The following is a 23,436-nucleotide window of genomic DNA, read 5'->3' as shown; positions in this document are numbered from 1 at the left end:
GAACGCTTCTTTGTCGGAGCCTCCAGTAAGCTCGTTTCTGAGCAGTCGGCTCCGCTTTTATAGTTCCGTGTTGTTTTTTTCTTCTAGGAATGGCTTGTTAACGTAATAGTACATCCAGCCCATTAGTATGGCGCCTCCGATCAAGTTTCCTAACGTGACGGGCACAAGATTGTGAAAGACTCCTTCGAGGGAAATTGTGCCTGGGTGGTTTAGGACAAGGGCAAATTGCGAAGGTACACATATTGGCAATGCTGTGCTCATAGCCGGATATGAAAAAGCAAAAAACAAATAGCATCATCGTGAAAAGCTTTGGTCCATCTCCTTTTAGCGACAATGGGATGAAAAATGCAAGACACACAAGCCAGTTACAAAGGATACCTCGGAAGAAAAGTTCCATAGTAGGGTCATGCATTTTTTTCTCTACGACACTCAGCAAAAAAGCACTGCCTGAGGAACTGTCAAATAAGCCTGTTGTCCAGATGAGAAAGGCAAAAGCTGCTGCTCCAATAATATTGCCGCCATAGCTTACTGTCCACAGTTTTAGTACATCTAGCCAGAGCATCTTTTTGCGCAAAGCTGCATATGTAAAGTAAAAAGTATTACCGGTAAATAGGTCTCCGCCGCCGTAAGCAATCAATATAATTGCTGCACCAAAGGTAATCGCTGCAAAAGGATAAGTAAGCGGTGATTGGTCGGCATAAAAGTAGCCTCCTGTTTTAAAAGCAACAATCACTCCGAATCCAATAAACATGCTCGCAAGCATCGATCTTAACACATACCGGAGAATGCTTTGCCTGTATATTTTCTGCTTCTTTAGAGCTAGCTGCTCGACTACCTGTAAAGGCTTTGATTCCACCAATCTAGCCACCAATCATATATTTTTTATGGTTTAGGAATGGAATAATCAGATGCGAAGTTACATCCAGCTCCAGCGACTAGTGCACCTCCCACGGTCCCCTAAGATAAGTCATACGTTACTTAACGGCCGTTGCGCTTTTGTTCATTATGGTGCCCCTTATTACAATTATTTCCTAGTTCAGCTTTGAAGATTAAACCAAAAAGAAGAACAAGCCTTATGGTCTGTTCTCCTTGAAGTTCACTATCCGACCGCTTTACTGGCTGCTGCTATTTTGTACTTTCCTCAATAGCTCATAAGCTTGGTTTCCTGCTTTTGCTGCATAACTCTCCCATATCTGATCCCTTAACAGGTCGAGTTCCACAATTTTTATTGCCAAGTCAATCGTTTCCTTGTTATCCATAATTGATTCCCGTCCCTTTCCTTTGATTTATAGAAAAGCTGATAAAAATTGGGCCGATAAACCGATCATCAGTCCGGATAAAAGCATGCCGACCATTCCCATCGCTCCAGCCGATTCTCCCCATTTTGAAGCATGAACAGCCCCGATTATTTGGGCGGTGGCCCCCATGGCTAATCCCTTGTCGACGTTATTATTTATACCAGTCCACTTCAAAATTGAAGGGCCTATGAGCATTCCGAAAATGCCAGTAAACACTACGAACATTCCGGTCATTTCAGGAATTCCTCCTAACACTATAGAAGCTTCCAAAGCAATAGGTGCAGTAGCTGACTTAGGTATCATTGACAAAATGATTGAGCTCTCCAAGCCGAGGGAATGTCCGATAAAAGCAGCACTCGCTATTCCGGCGAAGGAGCCAGCGAAAACACTGATCACGATTCTCGAAAGCTGCTTTTTGAGGGTCTTCCAATACTTAAACATCGGGATTGCTAAAGCTACCTGCAGCGGACCCATAAAGTAGCTTAATGGCTTCGTGGAATGTTCGTATATTTGATAATCTGTATGGGTTATAAGCAGAAAGCTAATGATGAGGATTGGGCTTATGATAATCGGATTTAGCCAGAAAGTTTGTTGCCTTTTGAAGAGCAAAATACCTATTCCATACGAGATAATCGTTAAAAAAGAGAAAATCATCATACTATTTAAGTTCACGGACCTTCCCCCTGTTTTGAATGCCTCTCATGATACTGCCGGTTACAAAGAGCGCAAGAATGCTGCTAAAGGCAATTACGGCAATGAACTTAAACCCGAAGTGAAGAATCATGCTCCCGTAATTGATTAGTCCAACTACAATCGGAATTAAAAACAATATGACATGGCGGCTGAAAAAATTGCTCGATTTTTCAAGGAACTCTAGTTTGATCCATCCAACCTGCAGTAAAAGGAATAGAATCCCCATGCCGGCGAATGCAGGCGGCATATTAATCTGAAGGAGATTGGTTATAACCGTTCCAATCTTATAGAGTAAGCAGAGGAAAATAATTTCTGTTAAGAGCCTCATATTCTCCTCCCCTTATAGGTAGTTATTCTTTTCTACTTAAATGCTTTTCGTAAATGCTTAATAAGTCCGTCAATGTAAGGGTTCTTGTGTCAAGTTCTGCCTGTTTAAATATACCAGCCTTAATCAGTTTTTTGATGATAAAGGCTCTCTGTTGTTCAACAGCATCTCGTAAAACTGGCATAGAATCGGGCCTCCTTTTAGTTTCCTACTTCGAGTTTATAGGGAGCTGAAAAGAAGTTCAGCAAACCTGTCAGAAATACTTACGTCATTTCTTTTTTTGTCAGGTTTTCTTACAGGAATGTACGTTAACAGATAGGGCCCTTGTATAATTTGTATAAACGGTTTTTTGAGGGGGAGTAGTGTATGGGTGAAGATCCTTCGTATAAAACCCGAAAAGTTATTACGATTGGTATAGTCAGTGATCTAACTGGTTTAACAGAAAGACAAATTCGTTATTATGAGGAAAGAAAGTTAATTTTTCCGGAAAGGACGGAAAAAGGCAGCCGGAAATACTCGTTTGCTGATGTCGAGCGCTTAATTGAGATTGCTGAGAAGAGAGAGGAAGGAGTTCAGACAAATGAAATCAGAAGAGACCTGGAGAAAGTGAAAAAAGAAGATAACCGGAAAGCCCGTAAGCAAATGCTTAAAGGTCAAATAAATGCACAGTTTGGTTTAAGGAAAGGTTAGAAGTTATCTTAGTAAGGTTTTTGTTATCTTTCCATATCAATTCGCTTTCTTGCCTTTAGCAGCAAAAATGTTCACAATAAAAGTAAAGGCATGAAAGGGGAGGGTTCTGTATGGACTTTCAACAAGCTGGCACTTTAGAAGAACGGCTTAAACTACTTGATAATTTATCTGAGCGGTTTCGCTCCAGAGCGGGAGATATAGATGAAGCTGGCTCCTTTCCGTATGTTAATTTTGCTGAGCTTAAACAATCTGGTTATACTGCGCTAACTGTTCCCCGGAAATTCGGAGGAGAGGAAATCTCTCTTTACGAAATGGTTCGGCTCCAGGAAAAATTAGCCGAGGGAGACGGATCTACGGCCCTGTCGATTGGCTGGCACTTAGGGATTACTAAGAACCTGGCTGAAAAAAACATATGGGAGGAAGATATTTTCCGGTCCGTCTGTGAGGAAATCAAAAAAGGCGCACTCTTAAACGGTGCAGCGACGGAACCCCAGACTGGCAGTCCGACTCGGGGAGGGCGGCCTCAGACATCTGCTGTGCAGGCAGGCGGCCAGTGGATAGTTAATGGGAGAAAGACGTTTACAACCTTATCTCCAATACTTGACTTTTTTATTGTGAGTGCAACCATTGAGGACACGGAAGAGGTAGGTAACTTTCTGATTCCACGGTCTGTAGCAGGAGTCGAGATTGAAGAAACTTGGGACAGCATAGCGATGCGAGGAACAGGGAGCCATGATTTAATTTTAAAGGATGTAAAAGTCCCTAAGAAACACTTCGTAGAAAAATTCAAGCCAGGAAAGAAACAGGCTAGTGGCTGGCTGCTCCATATTCCGGCCTGTTATCTCGGGATAGCTCAGGCAGCAAAATCTTTTGCATTAAATTTCGCAATGGAGTATTCCCCGAATACGATGGAAGGAACGATCATTGATTTTCCATCAGTTCGGCAAAAGGTAGGGGAAATGGAGTATGAACTAATGAAGGCGCGATATTTCCTTTATTCTGTCGCGAGGCAATGGGACGATGGAAGTGATCAAGAACGTCTTCTTATGAATCCGGAACTTGGTGCTGCAAAGATGGCCTGCACAAACGCGGCAATTTCCGTCATTGATTTGGCAATGAGAATTGTAGGGGCTCGCAGCCTATCAGTTAAAAATCCTCTCCAGCGATATTATCGAGACGTTCGTGCAGGACTTCATAATCCACCGATGGACGACATGACTATTGAACTGCTGGCAAAGACATCTGTTTTTAACCAGAGATAACTAAAAACGCTCAGATTCCCCGCGGAGTCTGAGCGTTTACTTTATAATTTCACAACTGTTCTTCCGCGTGATTCTCCTTTTAGAATTGCTGCTAATACAGAGGGCAGCTTTTCCAGAGTTATTTCATTCATAATGTGATTGATCAGGCCCTCTGGCTTTAAATCGGAGCTCATTCTTTCCCACAGTATTTTTCTTGTCTCCATTGGACAATACACTGAGTCGATGCCCAGCACGTTAACACCTCTCAAAATAAATGGAAACACAGTTGCCGGAACATCGGTCCCGCCCGTAAGCCCACTTACTGCGACAGATCCGTTATAATCAAGCTGGCTTAAAATTGTGGCAAGCGTATTTCCGCCGACAGGATCAACTGCCGCGGCCCAAAGTTGTTTATCTAATGCCTTCAGCTTCGCTCCACTTAATTCTTCTCGTGAAATTACTTCGCTAGCCCCAATTTTGTGCAGATATTCATGCTCTTCTGCTTTTCCAGTACTGGCAACTACATGATAGCCCCTCTTTGCCAGCATAGAGACAGCCACACTGCCTACTCCTCCGGTGGCTCCTGTAACGAGTACTTTTCCTTTATCTGGTGTCAAACCGTTTTCCTCTAAGCGATGAATGGAAAGTCCAGCAGTAAATCCTGCTGTACCAAGTACCATTGCTTCTTTTAATGAAAGCCCGTTTGGCAATGGAACAATCCAATCACCCGAAAGCCTTGCCATTTCACTGTAACCACCATAATGAGAGACTCCAATTTCATAGCTCGTTGCAATTATTTTATCGCCTTTTTGAAAACGGGAGTCCTTGGATTCTGCTACTGTCCCGGCCATGTCGATTCCAGGCACAAACGGATAGGAACGAACGATTTTTCCATTTGGAATACTAGCGAGGCCATCCTTGAAGTTTACGCTAGAATAAGCTACATCAATCAATACATCTCCTTCAGGAAGATCCTCCTCATTAAGATGCCTAACTTCAGCTGAAAAATCATCCTCCGTTTTGTTGACAACAAATGCTTTAAAAGATTTTTTCATTTTCCGAGCTCCTTTCAATATGGTACTAAAAAGTGTGGGGCAGGACCTAATACTGAAAATATGTAACTGGCAGAACCCCTGTAGAAATGCTCTTTGAAAAGGTGGCAATGACTCTAGTATACAGGGAAAATATGTTAAAATAAAACAGGGAGCCTTGGAATATAGCCGTTAGCTGAGCTGAGTGGATAATGGCCCATATAAAACTAGTGGATATTTAAAAATAGTCTAGCGTAAAAGACATAAAAATATATAAATCACTGGAATAAGACTAAAAAGCTAAAAGCTATTGGTCTATTATAAATGAAATGTGGAGGGATAATGATGACAAAAACTTACCCAGTTTTAGAAGGTGCAGAGCCGTTTTATTTTGTCGGGAACAAAGTTGGTATTCTTATATCGCATGGTTTTACTGGCAGCACTCAAAGCATGAGGCCGTTGGGTGAGGCGTATGCAAAGGCAGGATATACAGTTTGCGGGCCGCGCTTGAAGGGGCATGGTACACATTATGAGGAAATGGAACAAACGACCTATCATGACTGGGTTGCCTCAATTGAGGAAGGATATATGTGGCTCAAAGAGCGTTGTGATACCATTTTCGTAACAGGTTTGTCGATGGGTGGTACATTGACCTTATATATGGCTGAAACTTACCCGGACATTAAAGCGGTTATTCCGATTAATGCAGCTGTTGAAATTTCTGATATGGCTTCTGTGGCTACGCTTGAAGGTATCCGTTTTCTCGATGCAATAGGCTCTGATATAAAGAGGCCTGAGGTGAAGGAACTGGCCTACGAGAAGACACCTGTTCAGTCTGTTAAGGAGATCCTCACTTTGATGGAAAAGGTAAAAGGTGACCTTCCGAAAATATCATGCCCGGCACTTATTTTTGTTTCGAAAGAGGATCACGTGGTGCCACCTTACAACTCAAAGCTGATAGCGGAACAGATTACCTCCTTCGACAAGCAATTGGTTGAGCTATCTGATAGCTATCACGTTGCTACACTGGACAATGACCAGGCTATCATTATAGAAAAAACGCTGAAATTTATTAAAGAACAGCTTGTCAAGTGATTCTGCAAGGTGCCGCAGTGCTATACTGCGGTATTTTTGTTTTTGGTTATTATAAATATCCCGAGTTTTGGGATATGAGTTATCTGCATCCGGCTCAGCGCCTAGCTGACATCACCCTCCTCCCTGCAACATCGAATCGCTTCCGCTCCATGTCAATTGCAGTCTATTTTTGTTATCATAGAAACCTAACATAAAAGGGGATAAGAGCTCTATTGAAATACTTAAAGAATGAAAGAACAAAAGAATTCTACTATAATAAATTCACTTGTTCTTGTGGGGATATTAGAATAAACAGCTCCTAAATGATATCCTAGCTAATGGAGGGATGAAACGTGAAACAACTGCCTTTTTATCATGTAGATGCATTTACAGATATTCCATTTGGCGGTAATCCTGCTGGGGTTGTTCCTAATGCAGAGGGATTATCAGAAGTTGAAATGCAAAAGATTGCGAATGAACTGAATCTCTCAGAGACAGCCTTTATTTTGCCAAGCCTGGATGAGAATGCTGATCTGAAAATACGCTATTTTACACCGAGCAATGAGATTGATTTCTGCGGTCATGCAACAGTTGCTGCTGCTTGGGTACTTGCTTCTGAATTAAGTTGGGATCAGAAAGCTAACGAAGTAAAATTTGAAACCAATATTGGAGTGGTTCCTGTTCAATGGACCAAAAACAAGGGAAAACTAGATTCCGTATCGATGAAACAAGTGCGTCCTATAGTAAAGGACGTACCAATCATTGCTAGTGAACTTTGCCGGCTTATTGGAATAGATAAAAATGACTTGGACCATAATTATCCTATTAAGCTTGGTTATACTGGGAACTGGCATTTGTTAGTCCCTGTTAAGTCCAAAAAGGCCGTTGATGCAGCGTGTCCGCTTTTCGAGGAGCTTAAACTTATGAACGAAGAACACCAGATCGTTACAACACACTTATTTACGTTCGACAGTGATGGAGAGGGTTGTGATATTTATACTAGAGATTTTGCTCCTGCGGCCGGCATTCTTGAAGATCCAGTTACAGGATCTGCAAATGGCGCTCTAGCCGGGTATCTATTTTTGGAAGGCTTCCTCGAGTCAAATCTAAGTCATTCCTTCACGATTGCCCAGGGACATTCTATCAATAGGCCAGGCTACCTGGAGATTAAGGTTGAATCAGAAAAGGGTCTGCCTGTTATATACGTTGGCGGGAAGGCGGTTCCAATTATCTCAGGCTATTTCCGCCTATAAAACTAATAATTCAAGAGGGGTTTTCAACGTGATTCGTTTTGGTATAATCGGTACAAACTGGATTACAGAGCGTCTGCTGGCAGCTGTAAGTGAACTGCCTGATTTTAAATTAGCAGCGGTCTACTCAAGAACAGAAGAGAAAGCTAAAGATTTCGCCGGTAAATATGGGGTAGGGACTATTTTTACTAATCTTCAAGAAATGGCCAATAGTGATGAAATTGATGCGGTGTATATTGCCAGTCCGAATTCTTTCCATGCTCAACAATCGATTATATTTATGAATCATGGTAAGCATGTGCTATGTGAAAAGCCAATTGCTTCCAATCCGGCTGAGCTCGAACAAATGATTAAAGCAGCTCAGGAGAATCAAGTTCTGTTAATGGAAGCCTTAAAAACAACTCTACTTCCCAATTTTAAAGCGATACAGGAAAACTTACCTAAAATCGGTAAAGTACGTCGCTACTTTGCTAGCTATTGCCAGTATTCTTCCCGATATGATGCTTATAGGGAAGGCCAAGTTCTTAATGCATTTAACCCTAAATTTTCAAACGGTTCCCTGATGGATCTTGGTATTTATTGTATTTACCCGCTGGCCGTTTTATTTGGTGAACCAAGAACAATTAAAGCTGCCGGAGTACTTTTGGAGTCTGGCGTTGACGGAGAGGGAAGCCTCTTACTTCAATACGATGAGATGGATGCAGTCATTATGCATTCGAAGATTTCCAATTCGTATGCTCCTTCGGAAATTCAAGGGGAAGATGGGACCATGATGATTCATCAAATTTCTGAGGCTAGCCGTGTTGAAATCCGGTACAAAAGTGGAGAAACTGAGGTTATCAGCAGGCCTCAAGATCATGCTCCAATGTATTATGAAGTAGAGGAATTTATTAACTTGATTAAAGAAGGAAAACGTGAATCTTCGGTTAATTCTTTTAAGTGTTCAAGAGTAACATCGGAGATTATTAAAGAAGCACGAAAGCAAATAGGATTGATTTACCCGGCTGATCACTAAAAATAAAAACAGAGCTGCCCTGGCAGCTCTGTTTTTATTTAGGAAACTATGAAAGTTCTGTTATGGATAATAGTATGCGTAGGGATTTGCCATCTCCGAGTCCGAATACCATCCTCATTCAGACAGCTCCGCCCGGATTTGGCATCTCCGAGTCCGAATACCATCCTCATTCGGACAGCTCCGTCAGGATGTGGCATCTCCGAGTCCGAATACCATCCTCATTCAGACAGCTCCGCCCGGATTTGGCATCTCCGAGTCCGAATACCATCCTCATTCGGACAGCTCCGTCAGGATGTGGCATCTCCGAGTCCGAATGCCAGCCTCATTCGGACAGCTCCGCCCGGATTTGGCATCTCCGAGTCCGAATACTACTCTCATTCGGACAGCTCCGCCAGAGATTGGCTCCTGCGAGTCCGAATACCAGCCTCATTCGGAGGAGTTCCTTTATCTCAGTCGGTGTCCTCTAGTCTATACCTCGCTTAACGGGGTTAGCAATTTTGTTTTTTTATAAATATCGTAATTAAACAAGGAAAAAGACTCAGTTCTTTTTATATGTCTAATGAACTAGAGAATCCTATTTTGCTGTTGGAAAACTGTTTACCGAATAATTTTAGGGTTGCGAAATATAAAATCAAGGGTGTTTTGATCTGTTTTTAAATATTAAATAGAATGCAGCTTTAAGTTCAAAGATATTTTTTAGGACATTCAGCATCTACTAGTTAAAAAACTATTCTGATAAATTAGAAATACTAATAAATGAGGATGTGATGCAGTTTGTTAAAGGTTTTATCAACATCAGCCCTATCTTTAGCCCTAGCTGGTTCACTTGTATTGCCAGGGATGCAGTCCAGTGAAAGTGTACAGACTGAAAAAAATACATATGATTTGGACCTTGCCCACCATGTTGGAGCAGCCCCTGAACTAGCTGACAAGGCCAAAGAGCTTGGCATCGATCTTTCTAAAGTTGATCCTGCTGAGAAAATTGCAAATCATGAGAATGGAACCAAGTTTGAACAGCCAGGCGATAACCACGTAGCCTATAAAGAAGCAACCGGTGATATACCAGTTCTAGTCCTGCTTGCTAAGTATAAAGATGGTGATGAGCCAATTGGAGACTTAAAGGGACAAGTGCCTGCAAAATACTATGAGGATTTGATTTTTGGGACAGAATACAACCCATATGAATTAGACTATTTTAACGAATACGCTGAGTATAACGGTGTTCAAGCTCCAACCAACAAAACGATGCAAAATGCTTATAAAGAATCCAGTTATGGCAAGGCTAATCTTGTACGTAAGGAAAACACTGAATTTGCGTGGGTAGAGCTTCCCCATGGTGCATCATACTATTTAGATCAGACAGGCGAGCATGCTGAAAATGGTAAGTATGTTCTAGGCAACGAAAATGGCGATGCACATACAGGAGAGTTTATACGTGATCTCTTGAAAGCAGCAGATGATCAGGTTGATTTCTCAAAGTATGCAGAAAATGGTGTAGTTCCAAATATATTTGTTATCCATGAAGGAACAGGAGCGGAGTGGAGCCGTGATCCTGCTCAATTCTGGTCCCATAAATGGAGCCTGTTAAGTGCCCTGTATTATGGGAAATACTATGAAACTGGCAAAACAGCTGCAGAGCATGAAGGTTTGAGTCAGTCCGAATGGATTAATAAAACTTATTCCGAGGACATGACCTATGACGGCGTCCTTGTAAACAACTATAATATCCAACCAGCAATCGGCGGTAATGTAGCTGGATTCAATGCAGAAACAGGAGCCTATGACGAAGCATCTAAAACTGGGCCATTCCCAGCTCAAACTGGTGTTTATGCCCATGAATTTGGCCACGCTTTAGGCCTTCCGGATTTCTATGATACTGTATACTCATCAGAAGGTGTTGGTAACTACTCTATGATGGCTGGCGGATCATGGATGCGGTATCCTGATGCCAATGCATATTCTGGTAACTCACCAACTCATTTTGATCCATTTTCTAAGGTTTTCTTAGGTTGGGCTGATCCAATTGAAGTTAAGCCAGACAGCGGAGTACAGGAAATTACGCTTCCGCCGATTAATGCTGCTGATTCTGATAACGGTATTGTCAAAATGGAAGTGCCAGGCTCAAATGGTACAGAATACTTCTTATTTGAAAACATACAGCAGCAAGGCTTTAACGAAGGTCTAATCCGACAGGGAGCAGACTCCCATGGATTAGTGGCATGGCATGTAGACGAAAATGTCATCAATCTTTATCAGACTGCCGGTTTCCGCCCTAACAATGTGGAAAACTGGATGAACAAGCGTTTTCAATATAATCAGTCTCAAACTGCCTCTAACGGCTCGATTGTTACCCATTACGGTTTGTCTGTCCTACAGAAGGACGGCTTATATGAAATGGAAAAGAACCTAAATAGAGGAGACGCTGGTGACTTCTTTAAGACAGGCGAAAAGCTTACTCCTGTTTCCGGCAATGTTCATACCGGATCATACTACTTCTGGAAGGGTTACAGCAATACCCCTGCGGATTCTGGAATCCACGTTACAAATATTAAAGAAAATGAAGATGGTTCGATTACAGCAAACTTCTACTATAGTTTCAATGAAGCTACGAACAAATAAAACTATGAAAAGCCTGAATTCCTTATGGATCCAGGCTTTTTGTGTTTGAAGCCTTTTAGTTTAAAGGGAGTACCAACTCGTACTCCTTTAGTAGTATATAGCTGTAGTAAGAAATAACGAATTATCTAAATATTCAGCCAACTAATTGTTTTTTACAAAATCATCCTCTATACTACAGTTAAAATTTAGTAATAAAGGATGATACTTGAAATGAGTAAAAAACACACCAGTAGAAAATGGAAAAACCTATTTATTAAGACAACAGCAGGAGTCACAGCAACTTTGTTATTACTGGCGCCTATTTCAGCTTCCGCCCAGACATCGCTAACTTCAAAATTAGAAGGAACCGTGACAAAGGTGGTCAATGACATAACAAGCCAGACAAAAACAACAACAGAGCAGACAAGCACAACAAGCTCCAAGAGTCTAACAGGAACATTAACGAACACTATTGAAGATCCTTCATCACTGACTACCACAGTAACGGAAACTCTAAAGGACCCAGTCACAGTTGTAACAGATACAGTAAAAGATGTAGTGGAAGAAACAACAACTGTAACGGATAAGCTTACTGAATCTCTTAAAGATCCAACAGGTACAATAGATAGGCTGAAACCTGAAGAAACGGATAATACAGGAAAGCTTCCATCTGGGACGGATGGAGTAAAGGATCCAACAGGGGTTACAGACAAAATAACAGATACTTTTAAGGACCCAACAGGGATTACAGACAAAGTAACAGATACATTAAAAAACCCAACCGGAACAATAGGAAAAGTAACCGATCTTTTACAAGACCCGGCAAGCCTTCCTGATAAGGTAACAGATTTGCTTCCAGGGCAAGGTTCATCCGAAGAACCTGCTGAGCAAACTCCGGGCTTGATTGGTGTAGGCCTTCTTGAGGAAGATAGTTTAAGTGCAAAGTTATTAACGGATGAGGATAAATACAAAATCGAATTAGCATATAGCGGAAAGAAGGCTGTAAGCTTAACCCTTCTAGGGAAAACTTATATCCATTTTAATATGCCTCAAGAATTTGCAGAATTGCTGGCTGATCCAGGTTTTAAGGATTCTTTAACTGCCTCTTATTCTGTGCCTATCATTGGACTGCCTGGCTCTCCAGCTTTTAACAATGGATCGTTTGAATCGGCGGATATTCATATCGATACTCAAACAAATAGCGTCTACTTGGCTTATAGCGATATGCTGTCTGTAGCTTTAGCAACACCTTCTACCTTTAAATTAGAAATCAATTTAGATGAACTTCCTGTAGCGGATGACCTTGAATATACTTTTTACTCAATTGCCCATGATAAAAACGCAATTTCAATTGATTTGATAGAATCAGAAGGAGCTTCAGCAACAATTGCCCTTCCTGAAGAAGCAGATCCAGGTTCTGATAATGACGAGCCTGGTGACGGTTCAACACCTGGTGGAGATGATGGAGATGACGGAGATAGTGGAGATGGTAAGGACAACTCTGATGGAACAACTGCTCCCGGATCAAACAATGGATCAAGCCCCGGTTCAGGCGGTGGCGGACTGATCGGTGGATTGCTTCCAAATACCGCTAGCGATATCTGGAATTTTGCCTTTGCAGGTTTGATTATCCTAATGCTAGGAGCGGCTGCAAAGCTTTACGGACGAAAGTTTGCTGGTTAGTTTTATAAGCAAATACCCACGAGACCAAGTGGGTATTTGTTTTTTAGCAGGGGAATAAGATGTTGAAAGAAGGGGATTGAATGGGTAAGTTAGGAAATATTATGCTTTTAGTAGGGGTATTACTCTTATCATTCAGCCTTTACAAGGTTATGCAAGTAAGCTATCTTACGGAAACAGGTCTGGTGCAGGCAAAGGATAATATGAAACGGGAATATTTGCAGAGGAAGGAACAGTTTGCGCCTTTAAAAGATGAGGCTATTGGAATTCTAAAGATTCCAAAGCTTGATTATGAACTGCCTATTTATGAAGGAGCGGACGAGGATTCCCTTGAAAAGGGAGTTGGACACTATCCTGCAACTGCCTTTCCAGGTCAGGGAGAACAAATACTCCTTTCCGGTCACAGGGATACAGTTTTCAGGAAGTTTGGGCAATTAGAAGAAGGGGATATTTTTATTGTCAAAATGCCGTATGGAACCTACGAATACACAATGAAATCTTCTAAAATTGTAGACCAATATGATAGGACCATAATTAAGCCAGCTGGGAAGGAAGAACTTGTTCTATCAACATGTTATCCGTTTAGTTATATTGGCAATGCGCCTGACCGGTATATTATTTATGCCGATCCTATCCAATAACGCCATCAGAGCAAAAGCCCTGCCATATGGCAGGGCTTTTGCTGAAATTATTTGGTGAATATTGCATTCGAAAGAAGTCTGAACAAGTAATCTGTGTGATCTCTGAAACCAGCTTCAAGTCCAATCATCGTTACATCTTTATCTTGTTCCCTTACAATAACGGCTTGGCTGCGGGCTTTTTCCCGATCTGCCCAGTGTCCTGCGATAAAGAAGTCTTCTTCTTTGGAAATTTGAGCAAGAATATCATCATTATCTGTATTTGTGTACCAGGTTGGACGATAAACAAATCCAAAATCATCCTCGCTATAACCTGCGGTAATACCTGTTCCTTCATAATTTACACTTACGATACCGTTGCTGTTGTACCCGCCTGTATTAACAGTTGTGTCTGTCAGGCCAAGTGTTTTAGTAGCGTATGAAGCTCCAGCACCAACGGCAATATATTTTCCGCCATTGTCTAGAAATACCTCTAAATTATTTTTAAATTTTTCAAATTGCCCAGCGTTTTGGAATCCAAATTCTTTATCACCAGCCCTGCGAAGATTCGTTGAGATCAGGCTGTCAGTTCCGCTGTAAACAAACACATCAAACTCAGCAAGCCCTTGTTCTGCAGTTTCAGCTGGCGTTATCTCAGTTACGTTGAAGCCAAGGCGTTTTAGAGCAAGCTTTGTACCAGCATGAGATTGAACTTTTCCCATCCCGCCGTCTTTCAAGATTGCAATTTTCAAATCAGAAATAACTTCGGCATCTGAAGGTACCTTAGCTGTTTCCACCTTCAGGCCTGAATTTTTAACAGCAGCTGATATTTTATTGGCTGCAGATTTTGTGTAAAAGTTCCCTTCACTATCACGTTTAACCGATATGCCTTCCTGCAGCATAGTATTCACGAGCGAGACTGCTTTTACCGAGCTGTTTGGAATGATGAATGGACCTTTTCCGTTTAGGGATCCTTGGCTGCTTACCTGGTTAACTTTAGAAGCTGTCACACCGAATGGACTTGCGACTGCAATGGCTTCAAAGCCCCATAGTTCAGGGAGGCTCCAGGCAGATATATCATACATGGAGGGAGTGTCATTAGTGATATCTTCACCATCCCAAAGCATTGTATTTGCTAAACCGGCCTTTGCCTGGTCCATGTTGACTATATATGTCCCTTTAGGATAAGAGGTTCCTTCAGCTGTAAATGATTTTGCTGCTTGGACGATTTCTATATCATTATTTATTAAATGATTTACTGCTTTTTCAGTCACAGTTGGATCATTTTCATCAACTGGCAAGATATAGGCCTCTGGGAAAAATCCTTCATCATGGAAGGGGTGGTCAAAGTTGATGCCGCGCTTAAACATTTCTATTTGATCTGAAATCATTTCTTGTTTGTTTTCGGTAGCGAATTGCAAGGCGCCCATAATGGAGTCATACATCCAGCGGACACCATCCAAGTCATTTGTTGGTGCCTCAAGGGTATGTCCAAATGCACCGTGATACATCGCATACATTGGGGTGAAAATTGGCGGGTAATCATCCCAGCCTGCAGCATCATCCCGTTGTGGAATATAGGTCCCGCTCATGTTTTTATAGAGGTCTCCACTATATGAATCCTTATGGCTCATAATTTCGGCTTCCATAGCCTCAGCTTGGTCGTAAGCCCATTTGGAATAAAGATCATATTCGTAATTAGGGTTATGAGGTGGAGTACAAGGTTCAATTAAACCCTGCTTGTTTGGAGCAAAATTTTTCACATAACCATGGGTATCAAGAAAGACCATTGGATTCCATTCTTTAATTAACCCAACAGTTTGCTGTGTTTCAGGCTGCGACTGAGTGATAAAGTCTCGGTTTAAGTCAATTCCCTCTCCGTTAAAACGAGTCCCATCAACGCGCCCATCTGGGTTCTGAACCACATTGAAAATAAGGACATTGCTTTCAAGAATGCTTTTTGTGATTTCATCGTCTTGTGTAGCAAACCGTTCAATCAGCTGGATAAGCGCATCGCTGCCAACGAACTCGGTTCCGTGAATACTTCCGTTGATCATAATCGGCACTTTAAAATCCTGGTTGTTTGCGATCCAATCCTGGGCTTTCTCAGGATTTTTGAACATTTGCTTTCGGAGGGCTTGGATTTTCCCGAATTTACCCTGTGTGGATGGATCGGCAATAGTTACTACATAAAGCGGATGTCCGCTAGAAGATTGCCCGGTTACTTCGACTTTTACCCGGTTTGATTGCTGAGCGATCTCTTGAAGCTTTGGGCCTATCTTTGAGAACTTCATAAAATCATAGTTTTCACTGTTAAATAGACTGCCATCACTTTCTTGAGTTGATATGGTATGTTCCCACTTTGCCGGACTTGCAAGGGCAGAAGATACGGGAGCAGATAGCAGCAGGCTAACTGCTAAAATTCCTTTGACTGTTTTTTGCACTTTCATGATGAACCTCCTAATATGTATGTATGTATATTTATTCATTTTATTTTATATTAAATAATTAATATAAATGTTTCAATATGGCTATATAACTAACTTTATAGACGTTGCTTACAGTTTTTTGGGACTAAAGATACAAATTATTATGCAAGCTGTTAAAGATAAATAAAATCACAGCAGAACTTTGGCTACTAATTAAGTTACAGTGATCATATACATTTATTTAGGTAACTTTTTATTACATGTATCGGTAGCTGCGCCAGGAGAAAAGGCGCTGTCGGCCAGCGCAAGTCGGTGCTAACCAGTCGGCTTCGCATTTCATTTGTCTAGCTGCGCCTCCTAGCATCTCGAGTCGCTTCGGTCCTGCTGATGAAGTCAAAGAGCGACTTCCCCATCAGGCCCTCCAGCGCAAGTCGATGCTAACCAGTCGGCTTCGCATTTCATTTACTGAAGGTGAAAAGCGCCTTCATTCAGGCTCTGTCTTATACTTGACGGGGCTGACCTGGCGCTTCAGCATTTCATTGTCTAGCTGTGCCTCCTAGTAACTCGGCAAACTTCAATTCCTCCTACAGAAGCAAAAAGCGCTTCTTTGTTGGAATCTCCAGTTTGCCCGTTTCTGAACAGTCGGCTCCGCATTTCATTTTAAGGAGGAGTTCTATGGATGTGTTTGTCAGGCAGGGTGATTCCTTCTGGTATTACAGCCAATTATTTAATATACCGCTTCAGCTCATAAGCGATTCCAATCGTACGATCCAGCCCAATCAGCTAACGATCGGCCAGCGGGTCCAAATACCCGGTTTCGTTGCTGTCAATCATCAGGTACGGGCGGGTGAAACTTTATGGAGTATAGCCCGCAGCAGGAATATAAGCCTTGATAGCGTATTTTTGGTGAATCGGAATCTAAATCCGGCTGCACTGCGAATTGGCCAGATAGTTAGAGTACCGCTTCGAATTACCTGGAGGCTGGTGCAGGGCCGTCAAGATTATGATTATGAAATGCTGATGAATGATATTAGGCGTCTTCGTAGTGTATATCCTTTTCTGAGAATACCATCAATTGGGAATTCGGTACTCGGCCGCACAATTCCTGAGATTTTAGTGGGAAGTGGATCGAAGCGGGTACACTATAATGGTTCTTTTCATGCTAATGAATGGATCACCACACCGGTTATTATGACGTTCCTGAATGATTACTTGCTTGCTTTGACAAATCAGTCAGGAATTAGAGGTCTGCTAATGAATCCTCTATACCAGCAGACATTCCTATCTGTAGTTCCTATGGTTAATCCGGACGGCGTCAATCTTGTGCTCAATGGTCCGCCAGCTGAAGAACCGTGGAGCAGCCGAGTAATCGAATTAAATAACGGAAGTACTAACTTTTCCGGATGGAAGGCAAATATAAGAGGAGTTGATTTGAATAATCAGTTCCCGGCAAGATGGGAACTTGAGCAGGCTCAGAAACCGAATCAGCCAGGGCCTCGCGATTATCCGGGTGAAAGACCTCTGTCTGAGCCGGAATCAATTGCAATGGCGGATTTGACAAGAAGAAGAGATTTTTCAAGAGTTCTTGCGTTTCATACACAAGGAGAGGTAATCTACTGGGGATTTCAAAATCAGGAGCCACCAGAGGCCGAAACTATTGTTAGTGAATTTGCGAGAGTCAGCGGCTATCGGCCAATCCAAACAGTCGCAAGTTATGCTGGCTATAAGGACTGGTTTATTCAGGAGTGGAGAAGGCCTGGATACACTGTTGAACTTGGCAGGGGAGTTAATCCGCTTCCTATTGCACAGTTTGGTGAAATATATGAAGAAGCCCTTGGGATATTTCTAGCTGGCCTATATATGTAAAAATAAAGACCGCAGGCTAAACTCTGCGGTCTTTCGTTTGGCTTACTCCGATCTTAGTTCCCGTTTCCTTGCTTGAATTTGCATTTGCTTAAATCTCATTCTGTGCTCAAATCGGGCAATCGGCTTAATTTTAACTAGCTTTTTAATTGATTTAGGTGTTTGTTTGGCTGCATCGACTGTTTGCATAACTGCTTCCTTCTTTTCATCGACATCATTCATCAGTTGCTGCTGGTTTTCAGTTAGTTTATTGCTTTCTACCTTTAGTGTGTCAGTTTGTACTTGAACGCGGCTGGCAGTATCAGACAGCTTTTCGATAGCAGGCTTGGCGTCTTTGTAAGTCTTATAAGCTGTAATCCCTAAATAAATGAGTGCTCCGATTATAAGAGCAATACTTAGATAGACAATAATCATCGAATCAAACTCCTTTCATTCCTCTTTACGTTTAATTTACCCAGGATTTCATAGAATTAACGGACAGACTAAAAATGGTAACTTTAATGCTGAAAAATGCGAGGAACGTTGCAGGTCTAATCGAAAAAAACTTCTTGGATATTATCGAAAAAAATACCAGTGGCTCATGATTACTAAGTTAACTTAAGACTGGGAATTAAGGTGTTACAGTAAGTTGAACCAAGATTGCAATTCTTCAAAAAAGCCTTGCTATTCCGTGTTTTAATAAACCCCTTTAAAGTTAAGCATCCTTTCAATATAATTTTAAGAGTCTTTTTTAAATCGTTTTTTGAAAAGTTAAATATTGAAAGGGAGGGTAACTCTTTTGTCAAAACCAAAAACGAACGGAATAATTATACGTTCGCTTAACACAATTGAGCAGGTTGGTAACAAATTACCGCATCCTGTTACATTATTCGCAATCTTTTCATTGCTTGTTATCCTTTTATCTGCCCTGTTTTCAAGCATGGGTGTAAGTGTGGAAGATCCACTTAATCCTGGGGAAATGCTTGAGGTTAATAACCTGTTAAGTTCAGAAGGGATTCTATACTTATTTGAAAGTGCTGTAACAAACTTTACTGGATTCGCTCCATTGGGCACCGTGCTTGTAACAATGCTAGGAATCGGAATTGCGGAGAGGTCTGGACTGATCAGCGCTGCACTTCGAGGCTTAGTAACGTCAGTTCCTAAACAGTTAATTACGGCTGCCTTGGTATTTGGCGGTATCATGTCAAGCATGGCAGCTGATGCTGGATACGTGGTTCTTACTCCACTTGGTGCTGTCTTATTTGCAGGGCTGGGAAGACATCCACTAGCTGGACTTGCTGCAGCCTTCGCTGGTGTTTCTGGGGGCTTTAGTGCAAACCTACTATTAACATCGCTTGACCCATTGCTTGGCGGTATCACCCAAGATGCTGCAGCTATGTTAAATCCTGAGTACGCTGAAGGAATTAACTATGCAATGAACTATTACTTTATGGTTGCTTCAGTCTTTTTGCTGACTATTGTCGGAACTATTGTTACTGACAAGATCGTCGAGCCGCGGCTTGGAACCTATACTGGCAAGGTTGAAGAAGAGGTTAATTACCTTAAGCCTGAGGAGAAAAAGGGTCTTTTCGCTGCTTTGCTCGCTTTTGTGTTAACGATCGCTGCGATTGCAGTTATGGTTATTCCATCTTGGGGGCCATTGCGTGCTGGAGAGGAAAGCATCATTGATTCTCCGTTTTTTCACACACTTGTACCTATAATCTTAATCATGTTCTTTGTACCAGGATTAGTATATGGAAAAATTACAAAGTCTATTAAAGATGATAAAGATGTAGCCAATCAGCTATCTGACACAATGGCGACAATGGGATCTTATATTGTTCTCGCTTTTGTTGCAGCTCAATTCGTGGCGTACTTCAGTGAGTCAAGACTGGGAATTGTTTTGGCTGTTAACGGAGCAGAGTTCCTTGAAGCAACTGGATTTAAGGGGATTCCACTTATATTGACGTTTATCCTAGTTGCTGGAGTTATCAACTTGTTCATTGGCAGTGCTTCGGCCAAATGGGCAATTATGGCCCCAGTATTTGTTCCGATGATGATGAATATCGGTTACACCCCGGAATTCACTCAGCTAATTTATCGAATTGCCGACTCAACAACAAACATTATTTCGCCGTTAATGCCTTACTTCGCAATTGTCATTGCATTTGCTCAGAAGTACGATAAAAAGGTCGGTATTGGAACATTAATCTCGACTATGCTTCCGTACTCGATTGCCTTTACGATCCTATGGGTAATCATGCTGATTATCTGGATGCTAACCGGAATTGATATTGGTCCTGGTACGCAAATTTATTACAACCAATAAGAATATCTCAAAAGAGTGCAGGGGCTGTTCCCTGCACTTTTATTTTTGGCTTTAGAATTTTAACTTAGTGGGGAAAGTGAGAGTTTACATAGATTGTTTAATTTTGTCGAATATTGCAAATATATTTAATTTTCAAATTAATCACTTGCTAATCTTCTATTATACGACTATTATTTTATAGAATAGAAAAAATTAGCAAATAAGGGGGAAAATTGGTAAATATGAAAAATCTAAACTATAGTAAAAAAACAGTCAAAAAATCAAAAGTATTTTTTCGTACATCCTCTTTGGCAGCACTTACAGCTTTAGTCATCCTTCCTATCAGTACATCCGCAGAAACGACAAGTCTAACCACCGAGACTACTTCATCAACGGAAACATCACAGACCCTGGCACTTGCGGGTGTAAGCCTATTTAGCAGTGAGACGATCACAGCAACTCCAGACAAAGTGGAGGCTAGTACCAAAAGCCTTACCCTTAATTATAGTGGGACTGCTCCTGTAAATATTGATTTATTGAATAATGCTTACATAGTTTATAAGCTTCCTGAGGAATTCAAACCCATGCTAGGAGAACCTGATTTTAAAAATAACTTAACAGCTTCCTATGATGTTCCTATCATTGATTTATTAAATTTAGGTGCTCGGGATAAAGGGGATTTTGGGGCCGATGATATACAAATTGATTCTGCTTCCAACAGTGTATATATGAGCTATAACAACCTATTGTCTCTTTCACTCCTATCAGATGGAGCCTATAACTTTTCTTTAACCATCAACTTTGATTCACCACCCGTTTCATATGATGGAGTGTATACATTTCAGGCATTTTCTACAGATGCTGTAGTTAATCAAAATTTAATTCCTGATACAGCTGGAACTGTTGAAGTGACCGTTCCTGCAACAGAAACTGTGCCTGAAACCGATCCGGAAACCGAGCCAGCTCCGGACCCAGAAACGGATCCGGACCCAGAAACGAATCCAGACCCAGAAACGGATCCAGATCCAGATAAAGATCCAGAGACGGATCCAGATAAAGATCCAGAGACAGATCCAGATAAAGATCCAGAGACAGATTCGGGAACAGACCCAGATCCAAATCAGGATTCCGAGGATGATAGTAAAGTTGGCACCGGTACAGATACGGGACCCGGAACAGGCACTGGTAATAACAATACCTCAGGAGAAAGACTTCCAGACACAGCAACTAACACATGGACAATTGGCCTGTTAGGGCTTAGTTCACTACTGCTTGGCTTTGCCGGAAAAATAGTAGGCCGTTTCAGGACTAACGATTAACCGGGGGGATTGCCTTTGAGTAAGTTCAGCAGTTATTTGATGATGGCAGCTGGCTTTCAGCTATTTGCGATAAGTGTGTTCCAAGAATACTTTTATCAGCAAGGCACCGAACTTAATCTCGTAAAAGCGGAACAGCTAGTTATACAGCAGGAAGAAGAGCCGAAGGAACCTAAAAAGGCGGATTTTGCTCCAGAGCCTAATGAAACCATTGGCATTTTAAAAATTCCGAAGCTTGATTATGAACTTCCAATTATAGAGGGAACCGATGAAGAAATGCTGGCAAAAGGAGTTGGGCACTTTAAATCGACAGCCTTTCCAGGTGAAGGTGAGCAAATATTGCTGTCCGGGCACCGGGATACTGTTTTTCGCCGTTTTAACGAACTGAAAAACAATGATATTTTTATCGTAGAGCTTCCCTATGGTACTTTTAAATACAAAATGGCTGATGCAAAAATTGTTGATGCTGACGATCGTACAGTCATTCGGAAAATGGGAGAAGAAGTGCTAGTGCTATCGACTTGTTATCCCTTTACCTTTATTGGTGATGCACCAGATCGTTACGTGATCTATGCCTATCCAATGCCTTAAATACTTACCGCAAGAAAACTGGTATATCCGTGCCAGTTTTTTTTGCTGTTAAAAGGTTATGGGAATCTTACGCAATATCTTAAGCAATTATCAGTTTGAGATATCCGAATCAGCCATTCATTCGGACCCGCCATAGCACTTTTGCCGGGAATGTTCTAGTCGCTTGCACTTTTGTTTTTGTGTGATGGACGAGAAATAAGTGTACATTTTCATTAACGGGCAAGGCTTGTTTCAGGTATTTTATGGTAGCCATCCCCCTGCCTGTAAAGTATAATATAGTAATCTAAATGGACAATATATTAAACTGAAAAGTGGGGCGGGTATGCGAGAGATTTTAATTGGTGTCGTGGCGTCGATGTTTTTTGCTGTTACTTTTATCTTAAATCGGTCGATGGAACTATCAGGAGGAAGCTGGGTCTGGAGTGCTTCATTAAGATTTATATTTATGGTACCCTTCTTACTTTTGATTGTCGTATTCCGGAAAAATTTAAAAGCTTTATTAACAGAGATGAAGAGTCGGCCTTTCAAATGGCTGGGCTGGAGCTTTATGGGCTTTGTTCTGTTTTACGCGCCGATTACCTATGCGGCTTCATATGGACCTGGCTGGCTCGTGGCGGGAAGCTGGCAAATGACTATAGTAGCGGGAACATTATTAGGACCGCTCTTCTATGTGACGATTCAAACCGAGGCTGGCCCAGTTAAAGCAAGGCAAAAAATACCGTTAAGGGCCTTATTATTCTCTACCATTATCTTTATTGGAGTAATTTTAATCCAATGGCAAAAGGCAGCTTCCTTAACGGTGGGCGGAATTGCAGTAGGGGTGCTCCCTGTTGCGATAGCTGCATTTGCCTACCCGCTTGGGAACCGAAAAATGATGGAGGTTTGCGGGGGAAGGCTTGATACTTTTCAAAGAGTGCTGGGAATGACACTGGCCAGTCTTCCCTTTTGGCTTATGCTCAGTTTATATGGCTTTTTTCGTGAAGGGGCTCCAACCTCTAACCAATTGTTCCAGTCCTTTATTGTTGCTATTTCTTCGGGCGTCATTGCAACAACATTATTTTTCATTGCAACCGACCGGGTTAGAAATGATCAAGAGAAATTGGCATCAGTTGAAGCCACTCAATCTACACAGGTTGTTTTTGTTATGATGGGAGAGGTATTCCTGCTTTCAAGTCCCTTGCCAAACGGATTGGCAACAATTGGACTTTCCGTTATCATTCTTGGCATGTTCATGCACAGTTATTATTCAAAAAAACCCCAAGTTGTTAAAATCGTTAAGACAAATGAGTATAGTGTTTAATGTGAAATCTCAAAAAGGCAGCACAAACTAACCACGGTTTGTGCTGCTTTTTTATTGAACAAGCTAATTTTTTACAGAGTAATTCGAGAAAAAAATAACTTAATTTTCAGTAAAATAGGAGGGGAATCAGGGGTATTT

General features: G+C 41.6%; 21 protein-coding genes and 1 pseudogene. 13 read left to right on the top strand and 9 right to left on the bottom strand.

Going from position 1 to position 23,436, the window contains the following annotated elements:
- Positions 1–57: 57 nt before the first annotated feature.
- The 5 genes and pseudogenes from HRJ06_RS10150 to fbpA form a co-directional block, all read right to left on the bottom strand.
- Positions 58–856, bottom strand: a pseudogene (locus HRJ06_RS10150) (formate/nitrite transporter family protein).
- A gap of 256 nt (positions 857–1,112) precedes the next feature.
- On the bottom strand, positions 1,113–1,259 hold the full coding sequence (locus tag HRJ06_RS10145) for a hypothetical protein (RefSeq protein WP_174732644.1): 147 nt from the start codon (positions 1,257–1,259) through the stop codon (positions 1,113–1,115).
- Between the two features lie 27 nt (positions 1,260–1,286).
- Positions 1,287–1,970, bottom strand: coding sequence for an LrgB family protein (locus HRJ06_RS10140; RefSeq protein WP_174732642.1), 684 nt, complete (start codon positions 1,968–1,970; stop codon positions 1,287–1,289).
- Entirely contained in the window at positions 1,957–2,319 is a 363-nt protein-coding gene (locus HRJ06_RS10135) for a CidA/LrgA family protein (protein ID WP_174732640.1), read from the bottom strand. The genes HRJ06_RS10140 and HRJ06_RS10135 overlap by 14 nt, the downstream gene beginning before the upstream one ends.
- A gap of 22 nt (positions 2,320–2,341) precedes the next feature.
- The gene (gene fbpA / locus HRJ06_RS10130; RefSeq protein WP_174732638.1) at positions 2,342–2,500 is read right to left on the bottom strand and encodes a Fur-regulated basic protein FbpA; all 159 of its coding nucleotides are present in this window, start codon (positions 2,498–2,500) and stop codon (positions 2,342–2,344) included.
- A 182-nt stretch (positions 2,501–2,682) separates the two neighbouring features.
- Between fbpA and HRJ06_RS10125 the strand changes: the two genes are divergently transcribed.
- Positions 2,683–3,006, top strand: a complete 324-nt coding sequence (locus tag HRJ06_RS10125; RefSeq protein WP_174732636.1) for a MerR family transcriptional regulator — start codon at positions 2,683–2,685, stop codon at positions 3,004–3,006.
- Positions 3,007–3,116: 110 nt separating this feature from the next.
- A complete protein-coding gene (locus HRJ06_RS10120) occupies positions 3,117–4,268 on the top strand; it encodes an acyl-CoA dehydrogenase family protein (RefSeq protein WP_174732634.1) in 1,152 nt (383 codons plus the stop codon).
- 41 nt (positions 4,269–4,309) lie between these two features.
- On the opposite strand, the gene HRJ06_RS10115 is transcribed toward HRJ06_RS10120, so the two are convergent.
- The gene (locus tag HRJ06_RS10115) at positions 4,310–5,302 is read right to left on the bottom strand and encodes an NADPH:quinone oxidoreductase family protein (RefSeq protein ID WP_174732632.1); all 993 of its coding nucleotides are present in this window, start codon (positions 5,300–5,302) and stop codon (positions 4,310–4,312) included.
- 321 nt (positions 5,303–5,623) lie between these two features.
- Here HRJ06_RS10115 and HRJ06_RS10110 point away from each other — a divergent pair, with 321 nt between their 5' ends.
- From HRJ06_RS10110 to HRJ06_RS10085, 6 genes are all read left to right on the top strand, one after another.
- Positions 5,624–6,373, top strand: coding sequence for an alpha/beta hydrolase (locus HRJ06_RS10110; protein WP_174732871.1), 750 nt, complete (start codon positions 5,624–5,626; stop codon positions 6,371–6,373).
- Between the two features lie 332 nt (positions 6,374–6,705).
- Positions 6,706–7,605 carry a PhzF family phenazine biosynthesis isomerase gene (locus HRJ06_RS10105; protein ID WP_174732630.1) on the top strand — a complete coding sequence of 300 codons (900 nt, stop codon included), beginning with the start codon at positions 6,706–6,708 and terminating at the stop codon, positions 7,603–7,605.
- A 28-nt stretch (positions 7,606–7,633) separates the two neighbouring features.
- Positions 7,634–8,617 carry a Gfo/Idh/MocA family oxidoreductase gene (locus tag HRJ06_RS10100; protein WP_174732628.1) on the top strand — a complete coding sequence of 328 codons (984 nt, stop codon included), beginning with the start codon at positions 7,634–7,636 and terminating at the stop codon, positions 8,615–8,617.
- Between the two features lie 774 nt (positions 8,618–9,391).
- A complete protein-coding gene (locus HRJ06_RS10095; protein ID WP_174732627.1) occupies positions 9,392–11,236 on the top strand; it encodes a M6 family metalloprotease domain-containing protein in 1,845 nt (614 codons plus the stop codon).
- 210 nt (positions 11,237–11,446) lie between these two features.
- Entirely contained in the window at positions 11,447–12,898 is a 1,452-nt protein-coding gene (locus HRJ06_RS10090; RefSeq protein ID WP_174732625.1) for a hypothetical protein, read from the top strand.
- 80 nt (positions 12,899–12,978) lie between these two features.
- Entirely contained in the window at positions 12,979–13,536 is a 558-nt protein-coding gene (locus HRJ06_RS10085) for a class D sortase (protein WP_174732623.1), read from the top strand.
- 47 nt (positions 13,537–13,583) lie between these two features.
- On the opposite strand, the gene HRJ06_RS10080 is transcribed toward HRJ06_RS10085, so the two are convergent.
- Positions 13,584–15,962, bottom strand: coding sequence for a M14 family zinc carboxypeptidase (locus HRJ06_RS10080; protein WP_174732621.1), 2,379 nt, complete (start codon positions 15,960–15,962; stop codon positions 13,584–13,586).
- Positions 15,963–16,616: 654 nt separating this feature from the next.
- Between HRJ06_RS10080 and HRJ06_RS10075 the strand changes: the two genes are divergently transcribed.
- Entirely contained in the window at positions 16,617–17,807 is a 1,191-nt protein-coding gene (locus HRJ06_RS10075; protein ID WP_174732619.1) for a M14 family metallopeptidase, read from the top strand.
- A gap of 42 nt (positions 17,808–17,849) precedes the next feature.
- On the opposite strand, the gene HRJ06_RS10070 is transcribed toward HRJ06_RS10075, so the two are convergent.
- Positions 17,850–18,218, bottom strand: coding sequence for a DUF948 domain-containing protein (locus HRJ06_RS10070; protein ID WP_174732617.1), 369 nt, complete (start codon positions 18,216–18,218; stop codon positions 17,850–17,852).
- Positions 18,219–18,582: 364 nt separating this feature from the next.
- On the opposite strand from HRJ06_RS10070, the gene HRJ06_RS10065 reads away from it, so the two are divergent.
- The 3 genes from HRJ06_RS10065 (at position 18,583) to HRJ06_RS10055 (ending at position 21,998) form a co-directional block, all read left to right on the top strand.
- The gene (locus HRJ06_RS10065) at positions 18,583–20,112 is read left to right on the top strand and encodes an AbgT family transporter (protein ID WP_174732615.1); all 1,530 of its coding nucleotides are present in this window, start codon (positions 18,583–18,585) and stop codon (positions 20,110–20,112) included.
- 221 nt (positions 20,113–20,333) lie between these two features.
- Positions 20,334–21,410 carry a hypothetical protein gene (locus tag HRJ06_RS10060; protein ID WP_174732613.1) on the top strand — a complete coding sequence of 359 codons (1,077 nt, stop codon included), beginning with the start codon at positions 20,334–20,336 and terminating at the stop codon, positions 21,408–21,410.
- A gap of 15 nt (positions 21,411–21,425) precedes the next feature.
- The gene (locus HRJ06_RS10055; protein WP_242035194.1) at positions 21,426–21,998 is read left to right on the top strand and encodes a class D sortase; all 573 of its coding nucleotides are present in this window, start codon (positions 21,426–21,428) and stop codon (positions 21,996–21,998) included.
- Between the two features lie 109 nt (positions 21,999–22,107).
- Here the strand turns inward: HRJ06_RS10055 and HRJ06_RS10050 are convergent, their stop codons facing one another.
- Positions 22,108–22,251 (bottom strand): hypothetical protein, encoded by a 144-nt coding sequence (locus tag HRJ06_RS10050; RefSeq protein ID WP_174732611.1) that lies wholly within the window; start codon positions 22,249–22,251, stop codon positions 22,108–22,110.
- A gap of 69 nt (positions 22,252–22,320) precedes the next feature.
- Here HRJ06_RS10050 and HRJ06_RS10045 point away from each other — a divergent pair, with 69 nt between their 5' ends.
- Positions 22,321–23,298, top strand: a complete 978-nt coding sequence (locus HRJ06_RS10045; protein WP_174732609.1) for a DMT family transporter — start codon at positions 22,321–22,323, stop codon at positions 23,296–23,298.
- The last annotated feature ends 138 nt before the right edge of the window (positions 23,299–23,436 follow it).

The organism is Mesobacillus harenae (assembly GCF_013343715.1).
In the GTDB taxonomy this organism is placed as follows: domain Bacteria; phylum Bacillota; class Bacilli; order Bacillales; family Cytobacillaceae; genus Mesobacillus_A; species Mesobacillus_A harenae.
This window is presented reverse-complemented; position numbering and strand designations above follow the sequence as displayed.